At 65.4% G+C, this 21,986-nt stretch carries 23 protein-coding genes and 1 CRISPR repeat array; of the genes, 7 read left to right on the plus strand and 16 right to left on the minus strand.

What is annotated here, in order from left to right:
• Nucleotides 1-10: 10 nt before the first annotated feature.
• From EDC29_RS09130 to cas2, 5 genes are all read left to right on the plus strand, one after another.
• The gene (locus EDC29_RS09130; RefSeq protein ID WP_132229535.1) at nt 11-1,168 is read left to right on the plus strand and encodes a Card1-like endonuclease domain-containing protein; all 1,158 of its coding nucleotides are present in this window, start codon (nt 11-13) and stop codon (nt 1,166-1,168) included.
• A 91-nt stretch (nt 1,169-1,259) separates the two neighbouring features.
• Complete coding sequence (locus EDC29_RS09135; protein WP_132229537.1) at nt 1,260-1,544, plus strand: CRISPR-associated endonuclease Cas2; 285 nt, start codon at nt 1,260-1,262, stop codon at nt 1,542-1,544.
• A 6-nt stretch (nt 1,545-1,550) separates the two neighbouring features.
• Nucleotides 1,551-2,552, plus strand: coding sequence for a CRISPR-associated endonuclease Cas1 (gene cas1 / locus EDC29_RS09140; protein ID WP_132229539.1), 1,002 nt, complete (start codon nt 1,551-1,553; stop codon nt 2,550-2,552).
• Nucleotides 2,542-3,381: a CRISPR-associated endonuclease Cas1 gene (locus EDC29_RS09145; RefSeq protein ID WP_165913476.1), complete on the plus strand. Its 840-nt coding sequence runs from the start codon at nt 2,542-2,544 to the stop codon at nt 3,379-3,381. The genes cas1 and EDC29_RS09145 overlap by 11 nt, the downstream gene beginning before the upstream one ends.
• Before the next feature lie 6 nt (nt 3,382-3,387).
• Nucleotides 3,388-3,720, plus strand: a complete 333-nt coding sequence (gene cas2, locus EDC29_RS09150; RefSeq protein WP_062274344.1) for a CRISPR-associated endonuclease Cas2 — start codon at nt 3,388-3,390, stop codon at nt 3,718-3,720.
• A gap of 131 nt (nt 3,721-3,851) precedes the next feature.
• Nucleotides 3,852-4,320: a CRISPR direct-repeat array (repeat unit 37 nt; unit sequence GTCCGAATCAGAGACCCGATCTAAAGGGGATTAAGAC).
• A 183-nt stretch (nt 4,321-4,503) separates the two neighbouring features.
• Here cas2 and EDC29_RS09155 read toward each other — a convergent pair.
• The 4 genes from EDC29_RS09155 to putP form a co-directional block, all read right to left on the minus strand.
• Nucleotides 4,504-4,803: a hypothetical protein gene (locus EDC29_RS09155; protein WP_132229543.1), complete on the minus strand. Its 300-nt coding sequence runs from the start codon at nt 4,801-4,803 to the stop codon at nt 4,504-4,506.
• Between the two features lie 577 nt (nt 4,804-5,380).
• Nucleotides 5,381-6,742 (minus strand): phosphate regulon sensor histidine kinase PhoR, encoded by a 1,362-nt coding sequence (gene phoR / locus EDC29_RS09160; RefSeq protein WP_132229545.1) that lies wholly within the window; start codon nt 6,740-6,742, stop codon nt 5,381-5,383.
• A gap of 20 nt (nt 6,743-6,762) precedes the next feature.
• Nucleotides 6,763-7,449, minus strand: a complete 687-nt coding sequence (gene phoB, locus EDC29_RS09165; protein ID WP_132229547.1) for a phosphate regulon transcriptional regulator PhoB — start codon at nt 7,447-7,449, stop codon at nt 6,763-6,765.
• 280 nt (nt 7,450-7,729) lie between these two features.
• Entirely contained in the window at nt 7,730-9,232 is a 1,503-nt protein-coding gene (gene putP, locus EDC29_RS09170) for a sodium/proline symporter PutP (protein ID WP_123140744.1), read from the minus strand.
• 237 nt (nt 9,233-9,469) lie between these two features.
• Here putP and EDC29_RS09175 point away from each other — a divergent pair, with 237 nt between their 5' ends.
• Together EDC29_RS09175 and EDC29_RS09180 are read left to right on the plus strand one after the other, a co-directional pair.
• Complete coding sequence (locus EDC29_RS09175) at nt 9,470-10,036, plus strand: NUDIX hydrolase (protein ID WP_005223698.1); 567 nt, start codon at nt 9,470-9,472, stop codon at nt 10,034-10,036.
• 22 nt (nt 10,037-10,058) lie between these two features.
• A complete protein-coding gene (locus EDC29_RS09180) occupies nt 10,059-10,769 on the plus strand; it encodes a type 1 glutamine amidotransferase (RefSeq protein ID WP_242465965.1) in 711 nt (236 codons plus the stop codon).
• Between the two features lie 401 nt (nt 10,770-11,170).
• On the opposite strand, the gene EDC29_RS09185 is transcribed toward EDC29_RS09180, so the two are convergent.
• From EDC29_RS09185 to EDC29_RS09245, 12 genes are all read right to left on the minus strand, one after another.
• The gene (locus EDC29_RS09185; RefSeq protein WP_123140742.1) at nt 11,171-11,791 is read right to left on the minus strand and encodes a V-type ATP synthase subunit D; all 621 of its coding nucleotides are present in this window, start codon (nt 11,789-11,791) and stop codon (nt 11,171-11,173) included.
• Between the two features lie 20 nt (nt 11,792-11,811).
• Nucleotides 11,812-12,099, minus strand: coding sequence for a YkgJ family cysteine cluster protein (locus tag EDC29_RS09190; RefSeq protein WP_132229551.1), 288 nt, complete (start codon nt 12,097-12,099; stop codon nt 11,812-11,814).
• A complete protein-coding gene (locus tag EDC29_RS09195; protein ID WP_005223694.1) occupies nt 12,089-13,468 on the minus strand; it encodes a V-type ATP synthase subunit B in 1,380 nt (459 codons plus the stop codon). Before EDC29_RS09195 ends, EDC29_RS09190 begins: the two co-directional genes overlap by 11 nt.
• Entirely contained in the window at nt 13,437-13,742 is a 306-nt protein-coding gene (locus EDC29_RS09200) for a hypothetical protein (protein WP_132229553.1), read from the minus strand. The genes EDC29_RS09195 and EDC29_RS09200 overlap by 32 nt, the downstream gene beginning before the upstream one ends.
• A 45-nt stretch (nt 13,743-13,787) precedes the next feature.
• Complete coding sequence (locus tag EDC29_RS09205) at nt 13,788-13,937, minus strand: transposase (RefSeq protein WP_165913477.1); 150 nt, start codon at nt 13,935-13,937, stop codon at nt 13,788-13,790.
• Nucleotides 13,938-14,140: 203 nt separating this feature from the next.
• Entirely contained in the window at nt 14,141-15,019 is an 879-nt protein-coding gene (locus EDC29_RS09215; RefSeq protein WP_132229557.1) for a DUF6414 family protein, read from the minus strand.
• A gap of 703 nt (nt 15,020-15,722) precedes the next feature.
• Nucleotides 15,723-17,540: a V-type ATP synthase subunit A gene (locus EDC29_RS09220; RefSeq protein ID WP_207301302.1), complete on the minus strand. Its 1,818-nt coding sequence runs from the start codon at nt 17,538-17,540 to the stop codon at nt 15,723-15,725.
• On the minus strand, nt 17,533-18,174 hold the full coding sequence (locus EDC29_RS09225; RefSeq protein WP_132229559.1) for a V-type ATP synthase subunit E: 642 nt from the start codon (nt 18,172-18,174) through the stop codon (nt 17,533-17,535). The genes EDC29_RS09220 and EDC29_RS09225 overlap by 8 nt, the downstream gene beginning before the upstream one ends.
• Nucleotides 18,158-18,535 carry a V-type ATP synthase subunit F gene (locus tag EDC29_RS09230; RefSeq protein WP_082806062.1) on the minus strand — a complete coding sequence of 126 codons (378 nt, stop codon included), beginning with the start codon at nt 18,533-18,535 and terminating at the stop codon, nt 18,158-18,160. Before EDC29_RS09230 ends, EDC29_RS09225 begins: the two co-directional genes overlap by 17 nt.
• A gap of 7 nt (nt 18,536-18,542) precedes the next feature.
• On the minus strand, nt 18,543-18,992 hold the full coding sequence (locus EDC29_RS09235) for an ATP synthase subunit C (protein WP_005223689.1): 450 nt from the start codon (nt 18,990-18,992) through the stop codon (nt 18,543-18,545).
• A gap of 33 nt (nt 18,993-19,025) precedes the next feature.
• The gene (locus EDC29_RS09240; RefSeq protein ID WP_123141847.1) at nt 19,026-20,912 is read right to left on the minus strand and encodes a V-type ATP synthase subunit I; all 1,887 of its coding nucleotides are present in this window, start codon (nt 20,910-20,912) and stop codon (nt 19,026-19,028) included.
• Nucleotides 20,912-21,985, minus strand: coding sequence for a V0D/AC39 family V-type ATPase subunit (locus EDC29_RS09245; protein ID WP_123140184.1), 1,074 nt, complete (start codon nt 21,983-21,985; stop codon nt 20,912-20,914). The genes EDC29_RS09240 and EDC29_RS09245 overlap by 1 nt, the downstream gene beginning before the upstream one ends.
• Nucleotide 21,986: the final 1 nt, after the last annotated feature.

Genomic DNA, 21,986 nt, shown 5'->3' on the forward strand with positions numbered 1-21,986 from the left:
GAGAATACCCATGGATATCGACACCCATCTCTACCTGGTCTCCGCCCAGGTCGTCCCCAATCTCACCCCGGCGCTCGATCCGGAGGTCGCGCCGCGGACGGTGATCCTGCTCTGCCATGCCGGCATGCACGCCCAGACCGAGGCGCTGACCGCGGTACTGAAAGGTCGTGGGATCAGCGTCGAGCACTGGCCGATCGACGACCCCTGGGATCTGGAGCATCTCCAGGAACGCGTGCTCGAACTGCTCGCACGCTTCAGTGAGCAACCGGGGCGTATCGCACTCAATGCCACCGGCGGCACCAAGCCGATGAGCATCGCCGCCTACGAGGTCTTCCGTGCCGCCGGGGCGCCGATCTTCTACGTCCACCCGGAACTCGATCGGCTGATCTGGATGTCGCCCGCCGACCGGCCCAACGTGGAACTCGACAACCGGCTGCGGCTCGACGTCTTCCTCCAGGCGCACGGCGCCTCGGTCGAGTCAGCGATCGGTGAGGCGGTTCCTGCTGCACGGCGCGAGCTGACCGCCTGGCTGGCGGCGAACACCGGACGCTTGGGGGGAGCGCTCAAGACGCTCAACTGGCTGGCCTTCAAGTCCGAGGGCGTGCTGCGCTCGCCCAGGCTGGATGAGCACAGCGCGCGGGATATCGAGCTACGTACGCTGATCGAGCGCCTGGAGAGCGCCGAGGTGCTGCGGTTCGAGGGTGGACGTCTGCACTTCCCGGATGAGGAGGCGCGCTTCTATGCCAATGGCGGCTGGCTCGAGGAGCACGTCTATGACTTGGTGCGCGCGCTGCGTCGCGAGCATCAGTGCGGCATCCAGGATCTCGCGCGGAGCCTGCAGATCGTCCGTCGCAACCAGCGTGATCAACCGGTGCGCAACGAACTCGATGTCGCCTTCCTCGCCGAGAATCGGCTGTACCTGATCGAGTGCAAGACCCGGCAGTGGCGCAATGACCGCGATCAGACCGGCCCCGGCAGCGAGGCGCTGTTCCGGCTCGATGTGCTCGCGGACCTGCTCGGTGGCCTGCAGGCGCGCGCCATGCTGGTCAGTTATCACCCGCTCGACAAGCGGGTGAAGCGGCGTGCCGCCGACCTGCGCATCCAGGTGTGCGACGGCGCCAAGCTCGCAGAGCTCGGTGGTGTGCTGGCGCGTTGGGCTGGTTGCTGACGTCGTTCGGTACGGCCGCCAGCCCAGTGTTTACGGGCACCACAACCTTGTGGCGCCCCCTTGCAGAGATCTTGGCGCTACCCTGTTGGCCATGAGCCAGCGTCAACTCTTCATCGCCGCCTACGACATCTCCAGTGACGAGCGTCTGCGCGAGGCCCTGCTGGTGCTGAAGGGCTATGCCAGCGGTTGTCAGGAGTCGGTGTTCGAATGCTTCCTCACCCACGCCGAGCGGCGCGATCTGCTCGTCGCCGTGGACGGGATCCTCGAACCCGAGGAGGATCGCTTCGTGCTGATCCGCCTCGACCCCCGTGGCAAGGTGCGCGCGCGTGGTCGTGCGGTGGTGCCCCGTGATCCCCCCTGGTTCTACGTGGGGTGAGACACCATGACCACGCTCTATCTCGATCGTCGCGACACTCGGCTGGATCTCGAAGGGCGGGCGCTGGTGTTGCGGGTCGCAGGCCGACGCGAGGGGAGCGTGCCGCTGCATCTGCTCGAACGCGTGGTGATGCGCACCAATGTCGAGTGCGGCAGCGCGCTGCTGGCGCGGCTGGCCGCTGCCGGGGTGGCCATCACCCTGTTCGGTGGACGTGGCGGTCGGCTCCAGGCGACGCTGGTCGGTGCCGCGCACAATGACGCCGCTCGCCGGATCGGACAGATGCGCCGTTACGACGATGCCGATTTCCGCCGTCGCTGGTCCCGACGCATCGTCACCGGCAAGGTCCGCGGGCAGCGGCGCCTGTTGGTCGATGCCCTGGTCCGACGCCCTGACCTCCGCCAATCCCTGGTCAAGGCCATCGCGGCCCAGGAGCAGGCCCTGGGGCGGCTGCGTCTCGACCCTCCTGTCGACCTCGCGACCCTGCGCGGTATCGAGGGTGCCGCCGCAGCTGGCTTCTTTCGCGGCTATGGCGCGCTGTTCGCGCCCGATCTGGGTTTTCGTGGGCGTCGTCGTCGTCCACCGCCGGACCCGGTCAATGCCGCGCTGTCGCTGGGTTATACCTTGCTCCACGCCGAGGCCGTGCAGCAGGCCCATGGCGCCGGACTCGACCCACTGATCGGCTTCTTCCACGAACTCGACTTCGGCCGCGCCTCCCTGGCCTGCGATCTGGTCGAGCCACTGCGCCCCCAGGTCGAGCGGTGGGTGTGGGAGCTGTTCGGGCGAGAACGGCTGCGCCCGGCGCACTTCCAGCGCGACGGCGATGCCTGCCTGCTCGGCAAGGAGGGCCGGGCGCGCTTCTTCGCCGCCTACGAGGTCTTCGCGCGGCCTCGTCGGCGCTTGCTCAGGCGCTGGACTCAGCGCATCGCGCGCGGCTTGGCGAGCGCGGCGCCGAGCGCCGTCTCGGGAGCGGACCCCATGCCGGAGACCGGAGGGAGTGATGGAACATGACGCGACGACTGACTTCCTGCTGTCCGGGGCACGGGCCGCGCAACCCCTGTATCTCGCCCCGGATGACGAGACCTGGGTCGGGCTCGACGGTCCCGCCCTGCGGGTGGCCCGACGCTCCAGCGCCCCGTTGCTCTTCCCGTTGCAGCGTATCGGTCGTATCCACAGCAACCTGAGGGTCGATTGGGAGATGGCGGCGTTGCTCGCCTGCGCCGAGCACGGTATCCCGGTGGTCTTCATCGACGATGATGGCGCTGTCCAGGCGCGGTTGCTCGGTCGACCCGGGGGGCGCGATGAGTTGAGCGCGCGCTTGCTGGAGTTCCTGCTGCGCCCCGAGGCCTCCGGCATGCTCCAGCACTGGTGTGGTCAGCATCGCGCGCGTGCCGCTCGCTGGGCCGCTCTCAAGCTGGGGCTGAGCGCGCGAGCTCGGTTGCGTGCCCGTGATGTGCGTGAGCGGATCAACCGCAACGCCGAGGAATATGGCGGCGCTCGGGCCGCGCTGCGCACCCGGCAATGGCTGCGCGCGCTCGCCTATGGCTGGATGGAGTCGCACCTCAGAGACCTCGGCTTCGGTCGCGCCACCGAGCTGGCGCAGGCCGGCCAGCCTGCGCTGGCCTCGGAGCTGACCGAGATCCTGTTCTGGTATCTGGAGCCGGCACGGCTCGGGTGGCTCAAGCGTCGTCACCTGGCTGCGCGACACAAGGGAGAGGCGTTGCGCGAGCCGACCCAGCGCGAGGTGGTCAGGTTGTTCGAAGGACGTTCTGCGCGGGCGGCTACGCGCGGGCGTGAGATCACCTCGGCGCTGCACCGCTGGCTCATCCACGAGACCTGACCGACGATGGCTCGCAAGCAACTCTTCCTGCTCGCCTATGACATCGCCGATGACGGTCGGCGCAACCGAGTGCACCGCGAGGCCACCGACCTGGGCATCGCGCTGCAATATTCGGTCTTCCTGATCCCGGCGACGGTCGCCGAGATCGATCGGTTCGTTGTACTGATAGGAGGGATCATCGATCAGCGTGCAGACGATATCCGGGTTTACCCCCTGCCTTCCCGACTCGAGGTCTGGCGTCGAGGGCGTCAGTCGCTTCCCGCCGGCATGGCGTTGGAGATGGACGGTCCCTTGGGCGATGCCGTGAGCAGACTTGTCGGGAACCGTGAACTCGATTAAGTTAGAAGACGTTCGAGCCGCCTGTGGAGCCTTCGTCCCTTGCCCTTCTGCACGTCAACTTTTTCTGTCACGAAAAAATTGCGAACCACCCTTGTAGGTGGTTGTTCGGAAAGGCTTTCTGGCAACTGGCAGTCCGAATCAGAGACCCGATCTAAAGGGGATTAAGACCACTCATAGCGGGCGACCCCCATACTTGAAGATATGTCCGAATCAGAGACCCGATCTAAAGGGGATTAAGACTGTGCAGCGGATCACCAAGCGGAAGATTCCCATGGGTCCGAATCAGAGACCCGATCTAAAGGGGATTAAGACCGTGGTGATTCGGTCATCCCCGGTGTCTTTCATGATGTCCGAATCAGAGACCCGATCTAAAGGGGATTAAGACCCTAGCGCCGTGCCTCGGCGATCAGTTCCTCGGTGGTCCGAATCAGAGACCCGATCTAAAGGGGATTAAGACGTACTTTCTCACCAAAGCCCGGAACTTGGGGTCGTGTCCGAATCAGAGACCCGATCTAAAGGGGATTAAGACTTGGTGCTGTAGAGGATCGCCGCGTTGTTGGTGAGTCCGAATCAGAGACCCGATCTGAAGGGAATTAAGACCATTAGACCAGCGTCCAGAGTTACTCGCTGATCTTGTCCGAATCAGAAATCCGATCCAAAGGGAGAGTGAACATCGGCGCAGTGATTGGTGGCACTCTTGCTCGGCTCAGCAACAATAAGAAGCCATAAAAAAACCCGCATCACGCGGGTTTTTTTATGGCTGTTCGGTTAATGATTTCAGATTTAATTTCTGGCTTCCTTTATCATCTCAAAAAATAAATTCATTATTGGCCGGTCGCGGCGGAATTCGAAGATGTCGCGGACATGGATATCAACGGGGGTGCCGTCATCATGATCGATACGAATGACGACCCCGTAGGGGGTTTCCTCCATGCTGATTCTCTCGTTGAAGAACGATTTTTTCAATTTTACGTGTGGAATGGATTTTGTCTTGCTGACTGGAATGTTGCCGTCCGAGAAAAGGAAGAATGAGCTGTTGTAATATTTATTTTCCTGATGATTGTTTGAGTGATCTTTTTTCATTTCGAATCCTTTTTTCTGCTCGTCGTTTTCGATGATTTGGTAATGATTCGATGTCCAAGCTTTTGACTTTGAAAACTTTTGTCTGAGTTTTTGGTTTTTCCTCGCTATCCGTGACGGTTGTTTTCCTCAGGTTCTATCTCTTTCAGATAATAGTTTAGTGATCGATAGGATATCTCCTCTGTCAAGTGAGGTCATCAAAAAAAGATTTTCAGAATCTTCTGTTTATTGGTTTTCTCTGATGGTTGGTTTCACCGGTCGATCGATGGGTCTGGATGTTCTTCCTGTCCTCTCGGCTCGTTCAATCAGGTTCTTGGGGTGAGTTTCCTGGCGCCAGTCGTTCATCATCGAGACGGCGTGGAGAAGGAGGCTGTCAGTGACGTGCCTGTCGCAAGGATTGCGAAGTTCAGCATCGGTTTCTAACGGTTCAGCGTGTTCCCCGATGCGATGCTGTTCATCCGAGAGGCTGGTGAGCTGATTCGGTGTGTGGGGAGATGGCTCGCAGGGGGTCGGGTCTGGCGAGGCCGAATGGCCTTGTTCCGAGCCGATGGCTGGCGGGGGTGGGGGAGGACGGTGCGCCTCAACCCTCGCCGTTGGCCGAGCGGCTTGGAGTGGGTGGGGTGGTGTCGACGTGGGGGACGGAGGCGTCGCGGCGCAGGGTGCGGGTGGTGGGGAAGTGGCAGGCGAAGGTGGTGCCCTGGCCGAGTTCGCTGGAGATGTTGAGGCTGGCGTCGTGACGGTTGAGCACGTGTTTGACGATCGCCAGTCCCAGCCCGGTGCCGCCGGACTGGCGCGAGCGCGCGGCGTCGATGCGGTAGAAGCGTTCGGTGAGCCGGGGCAGGTGCTCGGGGGCGATGCCGGGGCCGTCGTCCTCGACGACGAAGGTTGCGCCGTCCTTGTCCTGGCACCAGCGGATGCGGATGCGGGTGCCGGCGGGGGTGTGCTTGATGGCGTTGAAGACGAGGTTGGAGAAGGCGCTGCGCAGCTCGGGTTGGTTGCCGAGCAGCAGCAGTCCGGTGTCGATCAGGGGGTCGAGTCGGTGACCGGCATCGCCGATGGCCTGCGCCTCCTGGAGGATCAGTCGCAGCTCCTCGGGGACGTCGACGCTGTGCTGGTCGGCGGGGCTGTCGTGCATCTCCAGACGCGAGAGGGTGAGCAGATCCTCGATGATCGAGCGCATCCGCTCGGCCTGGTTGTGCATCAGGGTCAGCGGGCGGCGGTGGGGCTCGGGGGTGTTGGGGGCGTCGAGCAGGTTCTCGACGAAGCCGCCGATCACCGTCAGCGGGGTGCGCAGCTCGTGTGAGGCGTTGGCGACGAAGTCGCGCCGGATCATGTTGAGGTGATAGACCTTGGTGATGTCGCGTCCCACCACCAGACGCTGGCGCTTGCGCTCGCCGAAGGGGGCGATGCGCAGCGAGATCATCAGCGCGCGGTTGTGACTGGGGGCGATGTCGAGCGGACGCAGGTATTCGCCGTCGTGGAGGAAGTCGCCGAGTTCGGGGTGGCAGAAGACGTCGAGGAAGTGCTGCCCGTCCTGCTCCGGCCAGTGGATGTCGAGCAGTTGTGCGGCGGCGGGGTTGGCCCAGTCGATGCGGTGGTGCTTGTCGAGGATCACCAGGGCGTCGGGGACGGCGTTGGCCGCCTCGCGAAAGCGACGGGTGAAGCGGATCTGGCGCTTGCGCCCCTTGCGCCCGCGCTGCTGGTAGCGGGCGATGTTGCGATAGACCTCGCCCCAGAGTCCGCGCGGGAAGGGCGGGGCGAGCCGGTGCTGGCGGCGGATCAGGGTACTGAGGTCGATCAGTCGGAAGATATGGCGCCCGAGCGCGGGGACGCTCGCCAGCGGGACGCTCCAGGCCGGCGCCAGACCGCCGAGCCACAGCATCAGGGCGCCGCCCGAGGGGACGGCGAAGAGCGCGAGCTCGAAGAGCAGGGCGCGGCGCATCGGGGCTGGGGCCTGCCGGCTCAGGTCTTGTCCGAGAAGCGGTAACCGACGCCGCGCACGGTCTGCAACAGGCCGTCGTGACGGGTCGGCTCCAGCGCCTTGCGCAGCCGCCGGATATGGACGTCGACGGTGCGCTCCTCGACATAGACCTGATCGCCCCACACCTGATCGAGCAGCTGTGAGCGGCTGAAGGCGCGGTCGGCGTGGGTCATGAAGAAGTGCAGCAGACGATACTCGGTGGGGGCGACCTCCACCGGGCGGCCATTGGCGCTGACGCGGTGGCCGATGTTGTCGATGCGCAGTCCGCCGATCTCGATCTCGTCGGCCGGTTCGCTCGGCTTGGCGCGGCGCAGCACCGCCTTGGTGCGGGCGATCATCTCGCGCGGCGAGAAAGGCTTGGCGATGTAGTCGTCGGCGCCGGTGTCGAGCCCCTTGACGCGATCCTCCTCCTCGCCCCGGGCGCTGATCATGATGATCGGCAGACTGCGGGTCTTGGGGTTCTGCTTGAGTTGCTGGGCCAGCTCCAGGCCGGAGCGACCGGGCAGCATCCAGTCGAGCAGGATGAGGTCGGGTTGGTCGCTGGCGAGCAGCTTGCGGGCCTCGTCGGCATGACCGGCCTCGAGCACGCGGAATTCCGCGCTCTCGAGCGCAAAGCGCATCACTTCGCGGATATCCGGTTCGTCGTCGATGACAAGAATGGTGGGCATCTTCGGGGGTCCTGGGTGCAATGGGCGCGGCGTCGGCGCGGCGTCGCCAAAGAGCTCGGATCGGAGCGACTGGCGCGGCCCTCGTGCCGCTGGGGCACGGGCGCCTGGGGTCGGGGTCTGTTGGGTTTCATTCTATGTACGATCGGTTACGGGGAGATGAACACCCCGGTGAGCATGCAGCCCTGCTGGCGGTGTCGTGCCGATCGTTGACGATGGGCGCCGCCCCGGTCCCGCCGGGGCGGCGCCGCCGAGACGCCTTGCACGTCTCGTGGGGCGGGGATCAGCCGCGCATCTCGACACGCAACTGCTCGCGCACCTCGTCGAAGCGCTCGCCGAGGTGCTCCTGACCCTGACGATCGAACAGACTGACGATCACCACCGCGAGGGCCGAGAACAGCATGCCGGGGACGATCTCGTAGAGCGCGAACAGACCGCCGTCGAGTTGCTTCCACACCACCACGGTGAGACCGCCGACGATGATGCCGGCGAGCGCGCCCAGGCGCGTCATCCGCCGCCAGTAGAGCGAGAGCACCAGCGGCGCGCCGAAGGCGGCGCCGAACCCGGCCCAGGCATAGGCGACCAGATCGAGCACCATGGCATCCGGGTCCATCGCCAGGGCGAAGGCGAACAGCGCGATGCTGACCACCGCCGCGCGCCCGACCATCACCAGCTCACGCTCGCTGGCCTCGCGGCGCATCAGCGTGCGGTAGACGTCCTCGGTGAAAGCCGAGGAGCTGACCAGCAGCTGCGAGTCGGCGGTGCTCATGATCGCGGCGAGGATGGCCGCGAGCAGGATGCCGGCGATCACCGGGTGGAACAGCAGGTTGACCAGCTCGATGAACACCGTCTCGCGGGCGTCGTCGAGCAGCGGCGCATCGAGCGTGATGATGCCGGCCAGCCCGGTGAGGGTGGCGCCGATCAGGGTGAGCGCCACCCAGGTGACGGCGATGCGGCGTGCTGTGGCCACCTTGCGCGGCGAGGCGATCGCCTGGAAGCGCGCGAGCACGTGCGGCTGGCCGAAGTAGCCGAGGCCCCAGGCGGCGAGCGAGACGATGCCGATCCAGCCGATGGCGGTGCCGTCGATCTTGGTCATGGGGTCGAGCAGCTCGGGATTGAGGGTGTTGAGCTGATCGATCGCGTTGTCGCTGCCGCCGGCCAAGGCGATGGCGAGCATCGGCACGGCGATCAGCGCCACGGCCATCAGCAGGCCTTGCATCACGTCGGTCCAGGAGACGGCGAGGAAGCCGCCGATGGCGGTGTAGACGATGATCGAGAGCACCGCGATGCCGACGGCCCAGACATAGGGCAGGCCGAAGACCGACTCGAACAGCTTGCCGCCGGCGACCAGGCCGGAGGCGGTGTAGATCAGGAAGAACAGCAGGATGAACACCGCCGCGATGCCGCGCAGCAGACCGCTGGCGTCGGCGAAGCGATTGGCGAAGTATTCGGGCAGCGTCAGTGCGTTGCCGTAGGCGAAGCTGAACACGCGCAGTCGGGCGGCGACCACGAGCCAGTTGAGCCAGGTGCCGAACAGCAGGCCGCCGGCGAGCCAGATCGACTCGAGCCCGGAGGCATAGGCGAAGCCGGGCAGGCCGAGCAGCAGCCAGCCGCTCATGTCCGAGGCGCTGGCGCTGAGCGCCGCGACCCCGCTGCCGAGTCGGCGGCCACCGAGGATGAAGTCGGAGAGATCGCGGGTGCGCTGATAGGCGTACCAGCCGATCAGCAGCACGATGACGAAATAGATGCTGAAGGTGATGGAGATGATGATTGGGTCTTGGGTCAAGCCGTCGCTCCTCGCAGGTATTGCTCCGATCCGGCTTGTCGAATCGGGTGGACAGGGTGCGGTAGTTTAGAACCTGGCGCGAGTGCCCACCAAATCGACGCGCCGGGGCGACAGTGCCGCCGGGTTACGGTTATGCTCCGTGCGTCAGCGGGGGAGGTCCGGAGCAGACGGCCCGGAGGCGCGCTCGGCCCTTGCGTGCGACGCCCCGCAACGCATTGATAGCGAAACGAGGTTGCCATGTCCGAAGCCCGAATCATCAACTGCGAGACCCTGTACGCCGGCAAGGTGATCGACGTCAACCGCGAGCAGGTAGAGCTGCCGGACGGCGCCGAGGTGGCGCTCGAGATCGTCCGCCATCCCGGTGGTGCGGCTACGGTCGCGCTCGACGACCAGGACCGGGTCTGTCTGCTGCGCCAGTTCCGCCACGCTGCCGGAGGCTGGCTGTGGGAGCTGCCCGCCGGGCGCATCGATCCCGACGAGACGCCGCAGCGCACCGCCGTGCGCGAGCTGGCCGAGGAGGCCGGGCTGGTGGCTGAGGAGTGGAACGATCTCGGGCCGATGCACGCCTCGCCCGGGGTGTTCACCGAGGTCATCCATCTGTGGCTGGCGCGCGGGCTCACCAGCCAGCCGGTCGCGCACGAACCCGGCGAGCTGATCGAGGTCCACTGGCTGCCCTTCAGTCAGGCGCTCGACTGGTGTCATGACGCCACCATCACCGATGCCAAGACGCTGATCGGACTCTATCGCGCCAAGGCGATGATCCAGAACGATCTCGACCTGCTCTCCGAGGGTTCGGGTTGCTGAGGTCGTGATGATGAATGATCCGATGCGCGTTTGTGTCCTGCAACATGTCCCCTTCGAAGGGCCGGGGGCGATCGGCGACTGGGTGCGTGCCCGCGGCCATGCCCTCCAGGTGGTGCGGCTCGATCTCGGCGAGCCGCTGCCCGCGCTCGCCGAGATCGACTGGCTGGTGGTGATGGGCGGTCCCATGGGGGTCGATCAGGAGCAGCGCCATCCCTGGCTCGCCACCGAACGCGCGTTCATCTCGCGCGCCATCGGCGCCGACAAGAACCTGATCGGCATCTGTCTCGGCGCCCAGCAGATCGCCGCCGCGCTGGGCGCGCGGGTGTGTCGCAACCCCGAGCGCGAGATCGGCTGGTTCCCGCTCGAACTCAGCGCCGAGGGTCGCGCCTCGGGGCTGTTCGCGGCGCTGCCCGAGGGGTTCGAGGTCTTCCACTGGCACGGCGACACCTTCGCCCTGCCCGAGGGCGCGCAACCGCTCGCCGCGAGCGCCGCCTGCGCCAACCAGGGCTTTCTCTTCGAGGGCCGGGTGCTGGGGCTGCAGTGCCATCTGGAGGCGACCACCGAGGGCGTCGAGCGGCTGCTCGTCAACTGCGCCGACGAACTCACCGAGACCGGCCCCTTCGTGCAATCGCCCGAGCATATTCGCGCCCAGCCCCCCGAGCACTACGCCCGACTCCACCAGGCCCTGTTCGCGCTGCTCGACCGGATGGTGGAACTGGGTCGGGAGCTTTGAGCGGCGAACAGGAGCGTCCAGGCACCAGCCTTCAGCCTCCAGTGGGGAGGGCTGGCGCGCCTTGCCCGACCGGTCATCGATCGTTCGGGATGGGGGGCGTGACCGGATGGCCTCGGCGCTGATCCTCAACGTCTTCGCGCGGTCACGCATCCCACCCTACGAGCCGACGAATGCGCTACCAACGAGAAACCTTCAGTCTCCAGTCTGAGCCCCATGACTGGTGACTGGTGACTGGTGACTGGTGACTGGTGACTGGTGACTGGTGACTGGTGACTGGTGGCTGGTGGCTGGGAGCCAATCCGCAAGGCACGCTGCGCTTTGCCCGGCCTACACGTCTGAACGCCTTTCTCTTCTATCGTCTTCGCGCCCTTCGGGTCTTTGCGGTTCAATTCTCCCGGCCGCTACCTCTGTCTCTCGCGCAGCAGCTTCACCTGGAACAGGGCGTTGCGTTCTTCCTCTTCCAGCGCCGAGCGGATGAAGCGGATGGTGCGCTGGTAGCGGGGGATGATGTTGTACTTGAGCGCGTTGACGCGTTTCTGCGCCTTGCGCTGCTCCTCCATCAGTCGGTGCAGCGCGGTCTCGACCTCGCCGAGACGGGCGAGCAGCACCGCGGCCTCGGCGAGATTGGCGCGGGTGGCGTCGAAGCTCGCATCGGTGCCGAGCAGGCCGACGGGCTTGAGCGGCAGGCGCTCGCTGGCCACCGCCGGGTACTCGACGCCGAGCGCGCGGTGCGGCAGGACGTTGACGCGCAGCGCCGGCTCGGCGCCGAGCGCGGCCTGACGGATACCGCGACTGCCCATGCGCAGGTGGGTGAGGCTGAGGCAGTGATAGGCCGCGCCGAGCGCGGTCTCGGCCTCGCGCCGCAGCGCGCGGTACTCGTCGATGCGTTCGTAGACCAGCCGGGTGAGCAGCTCGCGCTTGCGTTCGAGCAGATCGTGTCCGGCGATCAGGAACTGCGCCTGCTGCTGTAGCCGCAGCAGGCTGCTCTTGGTCGGCGGTATCTTGATCAGCGATTCGGTCATGATGCCTGTGGTTCCGGTGCTCAGCCCGAGGGGGCAGGGTTGGCGTCCTGGCGCGCGTCGATGCAGTCGGGGCCGCCCATCTCGAACAGTCGACAGACCAGCGGGCGCTGCGCGTAGATGCGACAGCGCAGGGTGTTGCGATCGAGCGCGGCGCACCAGCCGTCGTCGAGCCGGAGCATGCAGGTCCGGCCCCAGGCGTCCTCGGTGAGAAAGCGCGCCGGCACCCCGGTGTCGGTCAGGCATACCGCCTCGAGCCGACAGCAGCAGGCACGGCAGTCGGCGCAGTCGATGGTGTCGTCAGTCGTCATGGGGCAGGTGTCGCGCGAGGTCGGTTTCGTGGAGTCGGGTGAGCTGCTCGCGCGGGAAACGCGCCATCAGCCGCCAGGCCAGATCCAGGGTGTCGATGATCGAGCGCTCTTCGTGCTCGCCCTGGGTGACGAACTGGGCATCGAAGGCATCGGCGAATTCGAGGAAACGCTGGTCGCGTTCGGACAGCTCGTCGGCGCCGATGATCGAGGCGAGATTGCGGGTCTCCTGGGCGCGGGCGTAGAGGCTGTAGAGCTGGGCGGCGACCCGCGGGTGGTCCTCGCGGGTGTCGTCCTTGCCGATGCCGTCCTTCATCAGCCGCGACAGGCTCGGCGAGATGTGCACCGGGGGGTAGATGCCGCGATTGTGCAGCTCGCGCGAGAGCACGATCTGCCCCTCGGTGATATAGCCGGTGAGGTCGGGGATGGGGTGGGTGATGTCGTCCGAGGGCATGGAGACGACCGGCATCATGGTGATCGACCCGCGTCGGTCGTGGATACGGCCGCAACGCTCGTAGAGTTCGGCCAGATCGGAGTAGAGATAGCCCGGATAGCCCTTGCGCGCGGGCACGTCGCCCTTGGCGGTGGCGACCTCGCGCAGCGCCTCGGCGTAGTTGGTCATGTCGGTGAGCACCACCAGCACGTGGTGGTCGAGATCATAGGCCAGATACTCGGCGGCGGTGAGCGCGGCGCGGGGCAGGGTGAGCCGCTCCACCGGCGGGTCGTCGGCGAGGTTGACGAACATCACCACGTTGCGCAGCACGCCCGAGTTGGCGAACTCGTCGCGGAAGAACTTGGCATCGGCGTAGGAGACGCCCATGGCCGCGAACACGATCGAGAAGCTGGAGTTCTCGTCGACCAGCCTGGCCTGACGCACTATCTGGGCCGCGAGCCGGTTGTGCGGCAGGCCCGAGCCCGAGAAGATCGGCAGCTTCTGCCCCCGCACCAGGCTGTTGAGCCCGTCGATGGTCGAGACGCCGGTCTGGATGAACTCGCGCGGATAGGTGCGGGCGGCCGGATTGATGGCCGAGCCGCCCACCGGACGCCGCAGCCCCGAGAGCACCGGCGGGCGCCCGTCACGCGGCTCGCCGAGGCCGTTGAGCTCGCGCCCCAGGATCTCGGGCGAGAGCGCGATCTCCACCGGCTCGTCGAGGAAGCGGACCCAGGTGTTCTCCAGGTCCAGGTCGTCCGTGCCCTCGAAGACCAGAATCAGCACCTCCTCGTCCGCCGCGCGGATGACCTGACCGTTGCGGATCTGGCCCGCATGGTTCTCGATCCGCACCCGGTCGCCGAAGGCCACGCCCGGCGTGTCCCTGACCACCAGGAGGCCGCCCCTGGCTTCAATGGCGGTGCGGTATTCCTTGATGCTCATGATGCAATGATCCTCGTTCGGCTCGATCGAGCCGTACATGCTTGGGGCCTTGGTTGGCCTGGGAATTCACACGCTTGTGGTTCCTGGTGGGATGTCCGGCGCGGCGCAGCCGCACATAGCGCTTGCGGGACCCGGCGTATGGATGGCGCTCGGCCAGCGCGCTCAGCGCCTTGATCAGCGGCCCGTCGTCACGTGGGCGGGCGTGATCGTCGAGCACCGAGCGGCTCAGCCCGAGCAGTCGACAGACGCGCCGCTTGCTCACACCCTCGGCCATGGACTCACCCGCCAGGGCGCGCCGCCTCCAGCGCGCGCAGCCGCTTCAGGTCCGAAGCCTCCATTTCGAGCGCCATTGATAGAAGGTCGCCGCGCTGACACCCAGCTCCCGGCACACGTCCTTGACGGCTACTCCAGACTCAGCGCGACGCAGTGCGTCAACGATCTGCTGCTCGCTGTACTTGCTCTTGCGCATGTGGGCTCTCCTCTGCTCGGCCACCATTATTCGCTGGACCTATTTCGGGGGAGGGGACAGGGTACACTCCCATTCAAGCGCTCAAGGAATGGGCGCAGAAATGGTCGGAGTTATTCAGTAAACAAGTATACAATCTCAGGGGATCCGGCACTCGCCGGAAAATCAAGAGTGCAGCGAGTAATTTTTACTTGTGTGGTAAATTTTTATGCATAAATCGCGATGGGGAGGATTTGAATGGCCGGCCCTTTAATTTCCAATTTTAAGTCTGGAATATCAAACCCTTGTTCGCTTCCTAGCGAACTTAAATGTCCAAGTGCTTCAAGCATCAGATGTGATGGCATTTTGCTAAGCGCAGTTTTTCTGAGTAAGTTTATGGAATCTGAATGTTCATTAACGCTTTTAATGACTTTTCCAATTATTTTGAACTGACCGTCAACCAAGTCTGACATCAATGGATCGTTAAGGAAGCTGGTCTCGACTGTTACGACAGCGGTGTAACCGGATTTCAAGCTTGCCGAACTTAAGTCAATAGTGCTGCCAGCTTTTAATGCATCTGAAAATCGCCCCATTTGTTGCTTAATTTTCTGAATTTCAGAGACCTGATTGCGACCTCCTTTTTTCGGTTGCGGTTTGTCTTCAAATGCCTCTACCATATCCATCATTTCAGCAAGGCTATCGATTGTTTCTACGATGGGGTTTCTTTTTAGATAGCCCTCAAACTCTACAAAATCCCCAGCCTTAGGTAGTTCATTCCCCGTATTTTCTGTTAAATATCCTTTTTCTATTAAACTATTTCTTAGTTGAAAAAGCAATGATGCAGGGGTGTGAACTCTTTCCTGAGATGAAGTGCTTTTTTCTTCATTTCCAGAAGAATTGTCTCGTGATCCAGAAAGGTCAATTTTAAGGAGTGTTGAAAAAGCCTCACTTAACCCAAAGCCAGCGGATACTTTTTCTCCTTCAGAATGATTGCTCTTTGAAGTCTCTGTTACAGAGGTAATCGTGCTTATCCCTCCCTGAAGCATCGCTAGTAAATCAAATACAAATTTTTGATTAAGATATACAGGGATTATTAATCTTTCCACAGTTTCTCCTTGTGTATGGCACCGACAGCAGGGCGCGACTTTAAGTGGCGCCCCTTACCTGTATTTTTTAGGTGGATTACAGTACATATTGACCCATTTTCGCTGAAAGCCAAAAAATAATCATTGCCGCTTATTTTTTTTCGTCTCAGCTTTCTTGGTGTCAATACAACGATCACCTTTTGGTATCTCTATTTTTACTGTGATCTTTTTCGGCAACCCTAAAGAAGTATCGGTAGCGCCCTGGTCGATAAGTTTCGATAAGATCAGAGTCTCTTATTTTAAAGGTGAAGAAGATGTATTTGACATGCCCGCAGTGTCACTTTAACTGCGTGACAAAAAATGGATTCAACTGGCTGCATAATCAGTTGTGCAAGTGTCAAGATGGCGGCCGCCATTTCGTTTTTCATGCTTCCATAGTTAGCCGTTTCTCAGGAAGTCAGAGAACTGATCGACTGATGCTGGGAAAAATCTCCCTGGCACGGAGTTGCTCGTGCGATGAAGGCATCTAAGGCTTTGCTGCAGAACTACGTAACGAGAAATACAAGAAGGTTTTTCGTCAGGTTGCGCTAAAAAAATACCAGGCTCTACGGAACGATCTTAGACGTAAATCATACATTATGATGCTAGTATGATCTCTAAAAATTAAGAATTAGGCGTAAACTCAAAGCCCCCGATGATCTGCGAATTTGCGACGGCAATAAATCTATTCCACGCCGGCTCCTCTATCCAGCTTCGCATACTCACCCCGAACCCCCTCCATCGCCTCCTCCACCTCATCCCGAAACCCCTGTATCCGATCCAGTTCCTCACTCGAATACAGCGACTTGATCCGGCGCATCTTGGCCAATAGCGGCAGGTTCTGCAGTTCCGAGACCGGCACGCCGAGTCGAATCAGCGATTCGCCGCTGCGGTAGATCTCGATGGCCAGATCCAGCAGGGCGAACTGCTTGGCCGGGGAGCAGAAGGTGTCGATGTCGTCGAGCGCGCTCTGCTGCAGCACGCCTTCCTTGATGAGCGCGGCGCCTTCCAGCTCCCAGCGCTGGGGGTCGGAGAGGGCCTCGGGGCCGACCAGGTTGACGATGCGCGAGAGTTCGGCGTCGCGGGCGAGGAGGGCGAGGGCGGCGGTGCGGCGTTGCTCCCAGTTCGGGTCGATCTCCTGGTGCCACCACTCGGCGGCGGTGTGGACATGCCCGGAGAAGCTGCCGACCCAGTCGATCGAGGGGTAGTGACGGGCGTCGGCCAGCTCCTTGGAGAGCGCCCAGAAGGTCTCGACGATGTCCTTGGTGTGGCTGGTGACGGGCTCGGAGAAGTCGCCGCCCGGCGGCGAGACCGCGCCGATCAGGGTGACCGAGCCGGAGGCCCCGGCGAAGGTCTCGACCCGTCCGGCGCGCTCGTAGAGCGCGGCCAGACGTGAGGCGAGATAGGCGGGGTAGCCTTCCTCGACCGGCATCTGTCCGAGCCGTCCGGAGACTTCGCGCAACGCCTCGGCCCAACGGCTGGTGGAGTCGGCCAGCATCACCACGTCGTAGCCCATGTCGCGGTAGTACTCGGCCATGGTCAGGCCGACATAGACCGAGGCCTCGCGTGCCACCACCGGCATGTTGGAGGTGTTGGCCACCAGCAGGGTGCGCTCCATCAGCTTGCGCCCGGTGTAGGGGTCGTCGAGCTGGGGGAAGGTCTCGAGCACGTCGACCAGTTCGTTGCCGCGCTCGCCGCAGCCGACATAGATGACGATGTCGGCGTTCGACCAGCGCGCGATCTGCTGCTGCACCACGGTCTTGCCCGCGCCGAAGGGGCCGGGGACCGCGCCCTTGCCGCCCTTGAGCTGGGGGAAGAAGGTGTCGATCACCCGCTGTCCGGTGATCAGCGGCGCGACGCCGTCGTCGCGGCGCCGGTAGGGGCGCGGCTGGCGCACCGGCCAGCGGTGATAGAGCCCGAGCCTGCGGCTGGCGCCGTGGGCGTCGCGCACCCGGGCGATGGTCGCCTCGAGGTCGTAGTCGCCGGCCGGGGCGATCTCCTCCAGCTCGCCCTCGATACCGGGCGGCACCAGTACGCGATGCTCGATGGTGGCCGTCTCCGGGACGGTGCCGAGCAGGGTGCCGCCGCCGATCCGGGCGCCGGGTTCGAGCGCCGGGTTGGGGGTGAAGCGCCACTCGCGGGCGCGGTCGAGGGCGTTGAGGTCGATGCCGCGGCGGATGTGATCGCCCGAGGCCAGGGCGATCGCCTCGAGCGGTCGCTGCACGCCGTCGAAGATGCCGCCGAGCAGCCCGGGGCCGAGTTCGACCGAGAGCGGTCGGCCGAGTCCGCGCACCGGCTCGCCGGGACGCAGCCCGTCGGTCGATTCGTAGGTCTGGACGATGGCATCGCCGCCACGCAGCGAGATCACCTCGCCGAGCAGCCCGAGTTCGCCGAGCTTGACCTGCTCGCCGCTGCGTGCGCCGGGCAGTTCGATGGTGACGATGGGGCCGTTGATGTCACGCACCCGGCCGGTTCTGTTGGCGTCTTTCACGGCATCATCCATTGAACAGGTTGGCGGTATCGAGCCCGTTGGGGAGCAGGCGTTCGAGGATCACGCGCTGGATCTCGGGGCGCAGCCGTTCGAGCCGACCGGCATGGGTGTCGTCGATGCGCACCCGCCCCTCGGCGTCGCTGACCCGCACCCCGCCGAGGGCGGTGATCGGCTCCTCGACCAGCTCGGCCTCGCGCCCCTCGGGCAGCGCCTCAAGGATCGCCGCCCAGCGCTCGCGCAGCAGCACCAGATCGTGGGCGTTGGCCTCGACGCGCAGCCGCGGCTGCTCGATCAGCCCGGCATCGCGCACGATCAGCGTCGCGAGCCAGTCGCCATAGGTGTCGCGTTCGGCGACGAAGGCGCGCATCCGCTCCTCGAGGCCGCGCTCGACGGCCTGCATCAGGTTCCAGCGCACCCGGTCGAGATGGGTCTGGAGCTTCAGCTCGCTGGCCTGGACCTGCTGGCGGAAGCTGCGTTCGGCCAGGGCACGGGCGACCTGCTCCTCGTGTTGCTCGCGCGCGCGCAGCCGCTCGGCGGCCTCGCGCAGGATGGTGTCGCGACGGCTGGCGGCGCGCGCCCGATACTCGGCGGCGAGGCGCTCGGCGCGCGCGAGGATCGCCTGTTCGAGTTCATCGACCTGGGTCATGTCGTTCCTCCGTCTCGTCGTCCGGCGCGGCGCCGAACAGCGCATCGAGCCGATCGGCCACCGCGCTGGACAGACGCGGCGGCTCGGCGCCGAGCGCGGGCACCGCGACCACCACGATGCGTCCGCCCTCGCGGCGGATGCGTTGCAGGCTGGGGATGTCCGCGGCCATCAGCGCGTCGTCGACCACCACCAGCGCCTTGGCCCGCGCGCGCAGCAGCCCGCGCAGCAGGCGCTCGACGGTCTCCGGGGCGGGGTTCTCGTGGGCCTCGAAGCCGATCAACCGGAAGCCGTCGGCGAGCCGCTCGTCACCGATGAACACGAGCCGCGCCGGGGTGGCGGTCTCGGTGCTGGGGGTGTCCATGCCGCGCTCAGATCTTGTTGATGAGCAGGATCGAGACCACCAGCCCGTAGATGGCGATGCCCTCGGCCAGACCGAGATAGATCAGGGTGCGCCCGAGGTTCTCCGGCTTCTCGGTGATCGCCGCCAGCGAGGCCGCGCCGATCGGGCCGACGGCGATGCCGGCGCCGATGGTCGAGATCGCGGTGGGGATACCGGCGCCGATGATCGCCAGCCCCATGCCGAGGCTGATCTCGGGCGCGGCGGTCTCGGCGAGGGTCTCGGTGGCGGCCAGGGCGTCGTTGAGCCCGAGCACGAGCAGCCCGAGCTGGGCGCCGACGAAGACCACCAGCTGGGTGCCGAGCGCCGGGCGGAACCAGTCACGGAGCCGGGCGCTGGCGCGGGGGCGCAGCTCCAGCACCAGTCCGGTGAGGATCAGGCCGAGGATGGCCAGGGTCATGAGGGCGACGAGCCAATACATGTGACGCTCCTGATGTGGTGGATGGTGCCGGGGTCAGTCACGCGGCAGGCGCAGTGGCGCGAAGGCGTGTCCGTCCCCGGAGAAATAACGCGAGAACCCCTCGTAGTACTGCAGTCGCATCACCTGGATCATCACGATCCCGCCCTCGAGCACGATGATGAAGAGGTTGCCGAGGACCAGGGTGATGAGGTGGCCGACCTCGCCGAGCATCCCGGCGAGGGTGTAGACGGCGATGGCGAGCGCGACATGGTTGAGCCCGAAGGCGGCGACGCGGAGGAAGGAGAGGGTGTTGGAGACATAGCCGATCACCGTCTCCAGGGTGGCGATGAAGACCACCAGCGCGCGCTCGATCAGCGGGCCCTGTTGCTCGCGCCAGCTCGCCCAGGCCAGGGTGGCGAGGGCGAGCCCGGCGATGGTCGCCGGCCAGGGGGCGAGGGCGCCGTCCTCGGCGAGTCCGACCCCGGCGCCGACCAGCGCGAGATAGAACACCAGATTGACCGCACCGTGATGCCCGAGCACGGCGTCGCGCCAGCGCCCGACGGCCACCCGGTTGTAGATCGCCAGCGTACAGGCGAGGGTGATGAACCCCACCCCCCAGAGGAGCGCCAGGGTGAGCATCCGCAGCGGATCGGTGAGCGGGCTCATCCACAGCGCCGGGATCAGGTGCTCGTTGCCGAAGACGCTGCCGAAGACCAGTCCGAAGGCCATCGACGACAACCCGGCGAGCAGTCCGAAGGGCCAGAAGCGCCCGAGCCGTCGGCGCAGCAGCCAGGCGGCGAGCGCGATCACCGCGCCCTGACCGAGGTCGCCGAACATGCTGCCGAACATCAGCAGGAAGGTGACGGCGAACAGCGGCGTGGGGTCGACCTCGCCGTACTCGGGGATGCCGTACTGACCGACCAGGGTGGCGAAGGGCGCGAGCAGGCGATTGCGGGTGATCACCGTCGGCACCAACCTTCGCTCGTCGGCGCGCGGGTCGCGGGCACTCAGGGCGAAGGGATGCGGGAGGGTCTCGCGCAAGCGTTGTTCGAGCGCCTCGACCGCACTCGCCGGCACCCAGCCGGCGAGATGGGCGAGCGGTCCGCTGGCGCGCAGCGCCGGGTCGAGCGCGACCAGCGGGGCGGCGAGCAGCAGGGTCTGCTGCGCGGCAAGCAGCTGTGCGCGATGGTCGGCACCCCACTCGGCAAGCTCGCGTTCGAGCGCGGCGCGGCGTCGGGCGATGTCGGCGCTGCGCGTCTCGAGCTGCTGGCGTACCCGCGCCGGTTCGCGGTCGAGTTCGACCGGGATCGGCAGCGCCTGGAAGCCGGCGGCGGCGAGCACCTGGGGCAGTGACTCGGGAGCGGCGTCGCTGGGACCGACGATCACCACATGGGTCTGGTCGCCACGCTGCATGTAGACGTGGACCAGATAGTGGGCGAGCCCGAGCGCGCCGCCGAGCCGGGCGAGGTTCTCGCGCGGCACCATGCCGACATGGATATCGAGGAAACGGGTGTTGTTGCGCAGCACCGCCAGATCGATGTCGAGCGCGGCGAAGTTGGCGAGCGCGGCCTGGTGCTCGGCGACCAGGCGCGCCTCGTCGTCGAGCTGGCGCAGGCCCTCGGCATGGGCCGAGGCGGTCTGCCACAGCTCGCCGAGCCAGTGATCGAGCGCGGCGAGGGACTCGGGCTCGATCACCCGAGGCTGGTCGATGTGCTGCGGCAACGCGAGGTCGAGCAGCTCGGCGAGCTTGTCGAGCCGCTGTCGGGCACGCTCGTGATGACGGCGATAGTCGCGTGCCGGGGCGGTGTCGAGCCGCGCCTCGTCCGGGGCGCGCGCGTCGGGGTGGAAGAGACCGGTCTCGGCGAGCGCGAGCGAGGCGGTGGGCAGGTCCTCGGCGAGGACCAGCAGGCGGACGTGTTTCATCGCCGTGGGCGAGAGCATCAGGTCTCCTCTCGCCGGGTACAGGCCGCGGCGCGCCAGGTACAGCCCGAGGGGGCGCGCTCGAGCGCCGCGTCGATGGTGTGCTGGGCGAGACCGAGCAGACGCCCCTGGATGATGGCGAACAGCCTCAGCAGGTCGGCCTCGCGCAGCATCAGATAGGCCAGCGCGCGCGCTGGCGCCGAGTCGCCGTGGGCGAGCAGGGCGCGGGCGATGGTGGCGCTGTGGATGTTGACGCGTCGCTGCACCTCGGCGATGTCCTCGCTGCCGGCGAGCTGACCGGCGAGCGGCGCGGGCAGGGCCTCGATGACCGGTTCGAGCCCGTCGAGCGCGACCAGACGCAGCAGTCGCTCGCGTCCGAGCAGTCCGGTCGAGGGCACCAGCCAGTAGAAGGTCTCGGAGGGAGAGAGTCCGTAGCAGAGCCGGAAGCGCAGCAGCCACAGCAGGTCGACGCGGTCGAGCGCGGCGCCGATCAGGCGTCTGAGCGCGGTGCCGTGCGGTGCGCCGAAGGTGCGGACGTGGCGCGCCAGCCCGAGGTAGTAGTGCTGGTCGATCGCCGCCTCGAGGGCGAAGGGTTCGCGGCGCCGGGCATAGACCTCGCGTGCCTGGCGGGCGATCTGGCGGTAGGGACCGGTCTCGAGCTGGCGCAGCAGCTCCTCGACGCTCTCGGCGCGGAACAGGGTATGGATCGGCAGCCGGATCGGGGCGGGCAGGTCGAACAGTTGCTCGGCGATGGTCTCGGCCTCGAGCGCATGGAGCTTGCCGCGCAGCAGGGTCTTGAGGTTGTAGAGCGCATACTTGCGCCCCCAGGCGAGCATCAGCTCGCGCTCGTCGCCCTGCAGCGGTCGGATCAGCACCTGCAGCTCGGCGAGCAGCTGGTGGACCAGCGCCTGCTCGATGGCGCGGCTACGCGCGCGCGGTGATGGTGCGGCGTCGAGCAGGGCGTCGAGCCCGAGCTGGTCGACCAGGGCGCTCAGCGGCAGGGTGGCGAGTCGATCGATGGTGTCCGGGTCGTGCAGCCCCGTGGCCATCATCGAGACCCGGGCGTCGAGATAGGCGTGGTCGGCATCGGCCATG

The sequence above is a fragment of the Marichromatium gracile genome (genome assembly GCF_004343155.1).
GTDB classification, from domain to species: Bacteria; Pseudomonadota; Gammaproteobacteria; order Chromatiales; family Chromatiaceae; genus Marichromatium; species Marichromatium gracile.